At 59.9% G+C, this 8,484-nt stretch carries 10 protein-coding genes; 6 read left to right on the top strand and 4 right to left on the bottom strand.

Features of this window, described 5'->3' with window-relative positions:
- Positions 1-109: 109 nt before the first annotated feature.
- Positions 110-343, top strand: a complete 234-nt coding sequence (gene rpsU / locus AC1D17_RS26465) for a 30S ribosomal protein S21 (protein WP_264223908.1) — start codon at positions 110-112, stop codon at positions 341-343.
- Between the two features lie 318 nt (positions 344-661).
- Positions 662-1,108 carry an acyl-CoA thioesterase gene (locus AC1D17_RS26460; RefSeq protein ID WP_477568242.1) on the top strand — a complete coding sequence of 149 codons (447 nt, stop codon included), beginning with the start codon at positions 662-664 and terminating at the stop codon, positions 1,106-1,108.
- On the opposite strand, the gene AC1D17_RS26455 is transcribed toward AC1D17_RS26460, so the two are convergent.
- Positions 1,105-2,064 (bottom strand): LysR family transcriptional regulator, encoded by a 960-nt coding sequence (locus tag AC1D17_RS26455; RefSeq protein ID WP_477568241.1) that lies wholly within the window; start codon positions 2,062-2,064, stop codon positions 1,105-1,107. The genes AC1D17_RS26460 and AC1D17_RS26455 overlap by 4 nt on opposite strands.
- A gap of 137 nt (positions 2,065-2,201) precedes the next feature.
- Between AC1D17_RS26455 and AC1D17_RS26450 the strand changes: the two genes are divergently transcribed.
- From AC1D17_RS26450 to AC1D17_RS26435, 4 genes are all read left to right on the top strand, one after another.
- Positions 2,202-2,984, top strand: a complete 783-nt coding sequence (locus AC1D17_RS26450) for an ABC transporter substrate-binding protein (protein WP_477568240.1) — start codon at positions 2,202-2,204, stop codon at positions 2,982-2,984.
- Between the two features lie 80 nt (positions 2,985-3,064).
- Positions 3,065-3,712: an amino acid ABC transporter permease gene (locus AC1D17_RS26445; RefSeq protein WP_477568239.1), complete on the top strand. Its 648-nt coding sequence runs from the start codon at positions 3,065-3,067 to the stop codon at positions 3,710-3,712.
- Between the two features lie 11 nt (positions 3,713-3,723).
- A complete protein-coding gene (locus tag AC1D17_RS26440; RefSeq protein ID WP_477568238.1) occupies positions 3,724-4,383 on the top strand; it encodes an amino acid ABC transporter permease in 660 nt (219 codons plus the stop codon).
- Positions 4,380-5,144 (top strand): amino acid ABC transporter ATP-binding protein, encoded by a 765-nt coding sequence (locus tag AC1D17_RS26435; protein WP_477568237.1) that lies wholly within the window; start codon positions 4,380-4,382, stop codon positions 5,142-5,144. Before AC1D17_RS26440 ends, AC1D17_RS26435 begins: the two co-directional genes overlap by 4 nt.
- 52 nt (positions 5,145-5,196) lie before the next feature.
- On the opposite strand, the gene AC1D17_RS26430 is transcribed toward AC1D17_RS26435, so the two are convergent.
- The 3 genes from AC1D17_RS26430 to AC1D17_RS26420 form a co-directional block, all read right to left on the bottom strand.
- A complete protein-coding gene (locus AC1D17_RS26430; protein ID WP_477568236.1) occupies positions 5,197-6,246 on the bottom strand; it encodes an ornithine cyclodeaminase in 1,050 nt (349 codons plus the stop codon).
- Positions 6,247-6,363: 117 nt separating this feature from the next.
- Entirely contained in the window at positions 6,364-7,752 is a 1,389-nt protein-coding gene (locus tag AC1D17_RS26425; RefSeq protein ID WP_477568235.1) for an aspartate aminotransferase family protein, read from the bottom strand.
- A 38-nt stretch (positions 7,753-7,790) separates the two neighbouring features.
- A complete protein-coding gene (locus tag AC1D17_RS26420) occupies positions 7,791-8,156 on the bottom strand; it encodes a hypothetical protein (protein ID WP_477568234.1) in 366 nt (121 codons plus the stop codon).
- Between the last annotated feature and the right edge of the window lie 328 nt (positions 8,157-8,484).

The following is an 8,484-nucleotide window of genomic DNA, read 5'->3' as shown; positions in this document are numbered from 1 at the left end:
AGACTAGGCAGATTATATGAGAAAATTTGCCAGACGCTCTGGATTTGGTTCGTAAATTGCTCTACTGCCCCTGCCATCTCCAGTGAACATCAGACTTTGAAAGATTCACATGCAAGTATTGGTTCGCGACAACAACGTCGATCAGGCACTCCGGGTGTTGAAGAAGAAGCTTCAGCGCGAAGGTGTCTTCCGTGAAATGCGTATGCGGGAAGCATACGAGAAGCCGTCCGTCAAAAAGGCGCGCCAGAAGGCCGAGGCAATCAGCCGTCAGCGCAAGAATGCGCGCAAGCAGCTTCAGCGCGAAGGCCTCCTGCCGGCGCCGAAGAAGAAGCCAGCCCGCTAACACCGGCGGTCTCTGACGAGATTGGGGCTTTTAGCCCAAAGCGCGTCCGGCATCCGGACGCGCTTTGTTTCGTTGTGTCTTGATAAGTGAATTCAGGCGGCCTTGTCCCCTGCCGCACGCGGAAGCTCTGTCCCGCGAAGACGCCAGTGGTTCCGCCACGGCCCCGGCTGGCGTGTGCTTGCTTCCGCCCCAGCTCCTCTGCCCTATCCAAGAGCCGGTTTGGCCTGCGCACCGGTCGTATTGCCCACGGCCTCCTGTTCCGTTAGTTTTTTAGCACATCGGCCCTTTGACACCACAGCCGCATGTTTGGGGAAAATCATGTCCGGTCAATCGCTTGTCACCTATGTCGGCGTGGCTCATCCGTGGATGTGCGACATCATGGGACACATGAACGTTCGCCATTATGCGGCGATGTTCGACGATGCCAGTTTCCAGCTTCTTGGCCACATTGCCGGTGCCGAAAGCCTTGCCGACACAAGCCGCGGCTGGGCCGATGTCCGGTCCGAAGTCGAGTACAAGCACGAGACCAGGGCCGGCGCGCTGCTGACGATCCGCTCTCGTGTGKTCAGGGCCGGCCGCAGTTCGCTCACGTTCGACCAGGTGATGTCCGGCTCGCTCGACGGCGTCGTTCATGCGGTCAACAGGACGGTCAGCGTGCGATTCGATCTCGTCGGGCGCCGCGCCGTCGCGCTGGACGCCGATATGCTGGCACGGGCTGCGGCGCTTCAGATGGAGATTGTAACGGGCGGACAACCCGCGAGCTAGGCGCCATAGATGCGCTGATCGAGCGGCGTCTCTGCGATCGCGGCCTGGATGCCGGAGATGAGCGCCTTTTCAGCGCGGTTGACGATCTTTTCAGGATTGACGAGCAGGAAGACATCGATGGCGGGTGGTGCCTCGTAGGGGGGCAGCCGCCACAGGACTCCGTCCGCGACATCACGCCGTGCGACATGGAGCGGCAACGGCCCGATGCCGAGACCTGCCACAATCATCCGGCGGACCTCTTCGAGGCTTGACGACACTCCAACCACATTGGTGGCGAGCTTCGCCTCGCTGCGCAAAAGCGCCACGGGCCGCAGGACATCGGCGATATTGTCCGTGTGGAACGAGACAGAGGGTTCGCCCTTCAGATCGGCAAGCGTCAAGTCCCGTTGCCCGAAGAAACGGTGGTCAGGGCCGCAGAAGAAGCCGAAGAATTCCCGGTAGACCATGGTGTAGTCGAGGGCGGTATCGCGGTTGCTGACAAGGCATAGCCCAAGAGACGCCCGCTTTTCACGGACCTGCCGGGTCACCTCGCCGCTCGCTGCGACCACGATTGTGATGGTGGCACGCGGGTGGCTGCGATGGAACGCCGTCAGCGCCCTGTCGAAGATCGGCGAGATGACATGGCTGGCAACCGCAATCGTGACATGGCCGGTGACGTCGTCGCCGACGCCACGCACCAGCTGCGGAAGTTGCGAAATCGTCCCGAAGACTTCGATGCTCTGCTCGTAGAGCAGCTGGCCGACATCGGTCAGCTCAAACCGCGTCGCGTCGCGCTCGACCAGCCGCCGGCCGACCCGATCTTCCAGGCGGCGAAGCGCATTGCTGACGCTCGGCTGCTTGAGGTTGAGCTGCTCGGCCGCGCGGGTGATGCTCTTGACCTCGGCGATCACAACGAAGGTTCGCAGGAGGTTCCAGTCGAGTTCCCAGACCAGTCTTTCTGACCGCGGTGGTATCATTCCTGAAATCTATACCTTCTATTTCCATTATCTATTTGCGCAATAATAGCGCAAAGGCAATCATGAAATCCGGAAGGCGCGTCCACGCGTTACCCAAGCGACAGAGAATGCGCTTTCATCCAGAGGAAAACAGGAACATGAAGATACTTCTTTCAGGCCTGGTGGCCGCCACCATGGCCCTTGCTGCCAGCTTTACCGCTTTCTCGGCCAGCGCCGACGATCTTGAGGCGATCAAGTCCTCCGGCGAAATCCGCATCGCCATGTCCGGCCAATATCCGCCGTTCAACTTTGTCAACGAAAAGAACGAAGTCGTCGGCTTCGATGCCTCCATCGGAACGGCGATCGCCGACCGCGTCGGCGTCAAGGGTGCGCTCGTGACCACGGCCTGGGACGGCATCATCGCCGGCCTGCTCGCCAACAAGTTCGACACCGTCGTCGGCTCGATGACCATTACGCCGGAGCGCGAGAAGGTCGTCGATTTCGTAGGCCCGTATTATCACGCCGGCCGGGCCGTCTTCGTCAACGAAGCCTCGAGCGTTCAGAAACTGGACGAACTGAAGGGCAAGACACTCGGCGTCACGCTTGGCGAAACCCACGAGAAATGGGCCCGCGAGCAGGGTGGCTGGGACGTGCGTACCTACAAGGGCCTGCCCGAACTGCTGCTTGAGCTGAAAGCCGGCCGCGTCGATGCCATCGTCGTCGACAACATCCCGGTCATGGTTGCCGTCAAGGAAACCGGCGAAAAGGTCCGCCGGCTCGAAACGCCTGACATCGAAGGCGGCAGCGTCGCCATCGGCATTGCCATCCGCAAGAACAATCCGGAGCTGAAAGCTGCGATGCAGAAGGCTCTCGACGCGATGATGGCGGACGGTTCCTACGAAAAAATCGCCATGGAATGGGTCGGCAGCGACATCCGCTAATCGATCAAGCTTAGCAACATCTGGCCGGCAATCAGAAGCCGGMCAGATGCCGTTCGCAGGCTCACCCGGAGTATTTTCCCATGGATTTCCCGATGATGCTGCGCGTCTTCCCTTTTTTCGTGGAAGCCGCTTGGGTCACCGTGCAGATTTCGGTGCTTTCGCTGCTGCTCGGCCTTGCGGTCGCAGCCGCGATCGCGTCGGCGAAGATGTCGGGCTCGCTGGTCTTGAGAACGTTTGGAAGTCTTTATGTCAGTATGTTTCGCGGCACGCCGTGCCTGATCCAGCTGTTCGTGCTTTATTTCGGCGGTCCGCAGATCGGCATCAATCTTGAGCCGTTTGCCGCCGGCGTCATCGGTTTGGGCCTCAATATCGGTGCCTATATGGCCGAATCCATTCGCGGCGCGGTTCTTGGTGTCGATCGCGGTCAGGTGGAAGCGGCGCGTACCATCGGCTTTGGCCGGCTGCAGACGCTGCGTCTGGTTGTCCTGCCGCAGGCGGCCCGCCTGATGATCCGTCCGCTCGGCGTCAACGCTGTCGGTCTGATCAAGGGATCGGCGCTCGTATCGACGATCTCGGTCGTCGAACTGACCTACACGGCGCAGCGTTTCATCGGCTCCACCTACAAGCCGTTTGAAATCTTCGGCATTGCAGCCCTGCTCTACATGCTCATCGTTTACGTCGTGGCGCGGGCGGTCGACGGTCTCGACCGGCGCTACGCAATCAACTGAGGGAGGGCTGGATGCAAGGTCTCGATTTCAGCGTCGTGACGCCCTATACCGATATCCTCCTCATGGGGATGTGGTGGACGGTGGTCCTGACCGTTAGCGGAGCTGTCATCAGCTTCTTCTTCGGCATCTTCTTTGCCGTCGCCGTGCTCTATGCGCCGAAGATGATTGCCTATCCGATCCGCTTTTTCATGTGGCTGTTCATGGGAACACCGCTGCTTTTGCAGCTCTTCTTAATCTATTTCGGCCTCTCCCAGATCGGTATCAACGTTCCGGCACTGGTTGCAGGCATTGTCGGGCTTGGGCTTCACTTCGCGGTTTATAACGCCGACGTCATGCGCGCCGGCATCGTCTCGGTCGATGCCGGGCAGACGGAAGGCGCGCGCAGTATCGGTTTCGGCCGGTTCCAGACGCTGCGCTACGTCGTCATCCCGCAGGCGGTGCGCAACACCCTGCCCGCGATCGGTAACAACCTGATCGTGCTTTTAAAGGAATCATCGCTGGTTTCGATCATCGGCATCGCTGAACTCGTGCATTCGGCGCAGCTGGCCATCAGCGAGACTTTCCGGCCGTTTGAGTTCTACATCACGGTGGCAGCGCTTTATTACATACTCAATCTCGTCCTTGAATCCGGTTTGCGGCAGGTCGAAAAGCAAGTGGAGGTATCCCGATGACCGTCCAGCGGCCCATGGTCGAGGTAAAGGGCGCCCGCAAGGCTTATGGTGCGCTCGACGTCCTCAAGGGGATTGATCTATCCGTCACGCGCGGACAGATCGTCGCCATTATCGGCCCGAGCGGTTCGGGCAAGAGCACGCTTCTGCGCTCGATCAACCATCTTGAAACGCTGAACGGCGGCGAGATCTGGCTCGATGGCGTGCAAGTCAACCAGTCCCTGAAAGGTCAGGCGTTCGAGCGCCATATCAATGCGGTGCGCCAGCAGATGGGCATGGTGTTCCAGCACTTCAATCTGTTCCCGCATCTGACCGTGCTCGAAAACATCACCATGGGGCCGGTCATTCTCAAGGGCATGGCCAAGAAGGCAGCCCGCGAACTTGCCGTCGAATTGCTGTCGAAGGTCGGGCTGGCAGAGAAGGTCGATGCCTATCCGTCGCGGCTGTCCGGTGGCCAGAAACAGCGCGTCGCGATCGCCCGGGCGCTGGCCATGCAGCCCAAGGTCATGCTGTTCGACGAGGCAACCTCGGCACTCGATCCGGAACTGGTCGATGAGGTCAATGCGGTGATGAAGCAGCTTGCCGCAGAGCACATGACCATGCTGATCGTCACGCATGAGATGCGCTTTGCCGGTGAAGTCGCCGACCGCGTCCTGTTCATGGATGGCGGCGTTGTTGTCGAGGAAGGACCGCCAAGCGAGATATTCCGCGCCCCGGTCCAGGAGCGCACCCGGTCGTTCCTAAGGAAATATCTCGCGGCCTGATATCCGGGCCGCAGAATTGCTGCGCCCGGAACGAGGCCAACGATCCTATTCTTTACTGCGACCGCTGCAGCATGCCGAAAAGATCGCGTGGATCATCAGGGTCGGCGATCATATCGAGGTCCTGGTACAAACCAGTCCCTTTCAACTTGCTCCTGATGTAACGGAGCGCTGAAAAATCCTCGATGGCGAACCCGACGCTGTCGAAAAGCGTGATCTGGCTGGCGTCACGACGGCCGGCGCTCTGGCCGGTAATGACCTGCCACATTTCCGTCACGGGATATTCCGGCGGCATTTGCTGTATCTCACCCTCGATGCGGGTCTGAGGGGTATACTCCACATAGGTGCCGGCGCGCTGCAGAATGTCGCGATGCAACTCGGTCTTGCCCGGGCAATCGCCGCCGACGGCGTTGATATGAACCCCGGCGCCGATCATGTTGTCGGTCAGGATGGTCGCAAACTGCTTGTCGGCAGTGCAGGTGGTGATGATACCGGCGCCTTCGATCGCCGATTGCGACGATGCGCAGGCGGTCACCTGCAAACCGGAGTGAGAGAGGTTGCGGACGGTCTTTGCTGTCGCCAGCGGATCGATGTCGTAGAGTTTTACCTGGTCGATGCCGCAGACTGCCTTGAAGGCGAGCGCCTGAAATTCGGCCTGGGCGCCGTTGCCGATGATCGCCATGGTGCGCGCACCTTTCGGCGCAAGATGTTTCGCAACCATCGCGGAAGTGGCGGCGGTGCGAAGCGCCGTCAGCAACGTCATCTCTGTCAAAAGCACCGGATAACCGGTGGAAACTTCCGCCAGCAGCCCAAAAGCCGTAACGGTCTGCAGGCCCTGCGCCATGTTCTTCGGATGGCCGTTGACATATTTGAAGCTGTATATCTCGCCATCCGATGTCGGCATCAGCTCAATGACCCCCTCTTTGGAATGGGAGGCAATGCGTGGCGTCTTGTCGAACAGATCCCACCGCCGGAAATCGGCCTCGATGACGTCGGCCAGTTCCACCAGCACGGTCTCGATACCGACGGCATGCACGAGGCGCATCATGTTGGCAACGCTGACAAACGGTACCAAAGCTTTTTCCGACGGGAGGGGCGAGTGCATCGAACGATCCTTTTGAGCGCATGTGACGCGGAGAAGCGAGTGAGTAAGGGGCCAGCCGCATCGGCCGGATTTCCAGGCGATGCGGCAAGCCGGCTTTCGCCGCGACCGGTTCAGTATCTATCGATGCGGCGCCAGCTCGGCTTCGGCGAGATCAAGAGCCACCAGCAGACGGTCGCAGGCGAGATCGATCGTTTCGCGGGTCCAGATCAGCGGCGGCGACATGATGAGCGTATCGCCGGTGGCACGGATCATCAACCCGTTCTGGACGGCGTGATCGCGCACCTTGATCGCGGCTGTCCCATCCGGCTTGAACCGTGTCCGTTCACCCTTGTCCCGGACGATCTCGATAGCACCCATCAGCCCGATCGACCGTGTTTGCCCGACCAGCGGATGATCGTTCAGCCGTCTGGCAAGCTCTTTGGCAAGATAGGGGCCGGTATCGTTCCTGACCCGGTCGATGAGGCCCTCACTGTCAATGATCTCGAGGTTTTTCAGCGCAACGGCGCAGCAGACGGGGTGACCGGAATAGGTGTAGCCGTGGTTAAATTCACCGCCCTTTTCCACCAGCGTGCTGGCGATACGGTCACCGACCAGCAGCGCCGACAACGGCTGGTAGCCCGAGGTCAGCGCCTTTGCCGTGGTAATCGTATCGGCCTCGATGCCGAAGGTGGTGGCGGCGAACCATTCGCCGGTGCGGCCGTAACCGGTAATGACTTCGTCAAGCATCAGCAGGACATCATATTTCCTGCAGATCCGTTGGACTTCCGGCCAATAGCTGGCCGGTGGAATCCGGACCCCGCCGGCGCCCATCACGGGTTCGCCGATGAACGCCGCGACCTTGTCGGCGCCCGCCGCAAGGATCGCGTCCTCGATGGCGCGGGCGGCCCGCAGGCCAAAATCATCATCGCTTTCTCCCGGCAATGCCAGCTCATAGGCATAGGGCGCCATCACGTGCACGATGTTGGGCACCATGCCGCCCATCTGCTTGTGCATGTGGCTCATGCCGCCGAGCGAGGCTCCGGCCACGGTCGAGCCGTGATAGGCATTGTCACGCGAGATAATGATGTTCTTCTCCGGCTTGCCCTCGAGCGCCCAGTAATGGCGCACGAGGCGAAGAGCTGTATCGTTCGCTTCCGAACCGGACGAGCCGTAGAAGACCTGATTGATGTTCGGCGGGGCGATCCCGGCAAGCTTGGCGGAGAGCTCTACCGGGGTGGGCGTCGCACATTTGAAGAACGCATTGTAATACGGCAACTCGCGCATCTGTGCCGCGGCAACGTCCGCCAGTTCGTCGCGGCCGTAGCCGATATTGACGCACCAGAGGCCGGCCATCGCATCGAGAAGCTCCCCGCCTTCGCTGTCGTAGACATAAGGTCCTTCGCCGCGCACGATCATGCGGGATCCGAGGGCTCTAAGCTCCTTGTGATCCGTGAAGGGATGGAGAAAATGCGCAGCATCCTGCGCCTGCAACTGCGGCAGGGAATATTTGTGGTTCGAGATGGTCATCATCGTATCCTTGAATTTCTGACGTTTGGCGGAAAAGGTCAGATGGACACGGGTGGCGAATAGCCGATACGGGCACACAAGAGCATCAGTTCGGCATGAAGCGTCCGCGCCGACGGCGTGGACACGAATTCATGCTCTCTGCGCACTGCATTCTCCGTCATGACGTGTGCTTTCGTGGAAACCGGTTGATCCCGGCCGATGCTATTCATGCCGACGATATCCGGCCATGGGCGATGCCGCAACATGGTTTTGCTGCCGGCCCCGCGCTGCGCAGATGCATAAAGGCGATCGGCGCCCCCTGATAGCCGGCGCTGTCTTTGGATTGAAACAGGCGGAGCTTCGATTGTTCTCACAGTCCGAGCCAGCGTTGCATCTCCGCGCGTTGTTTGATCATTAATGTTCATTATATGATCATATTGTAAAGAGGGCTTGGCGCCGATGCACGCAACGACGATGTGGTCGCACTGCCTTGGATGGTGCACGGGCGAGACAAAAGAATGAGAAAATCCCGTCTCGACCCGGCTTCGGATTATCCATATTGATGTCATCATCCAGAGGAGGATCAGGGCTCTTGAAACAGATGGACGCGATCGGGCTGGTTTCGCTCGGCAAGCTGCCGATGGAATCGATGAAGCAATGGGTTTATCGCAGCCTGCGCCAGGCTATCATGACCGGCCGCTTTCCGCCCGGGCTGCCGGTCACCATTCAGGGCATCGCGGAAATGTTGCAGGT

It is taken from the genome of Pararhizobium sp. P1_E7 (genome assembly GCF_056405855.1).
Note: the sequence above shows the minus strand (reverse complement) of the source record. Positions and strands in the feature narration are given on the sequence as shown.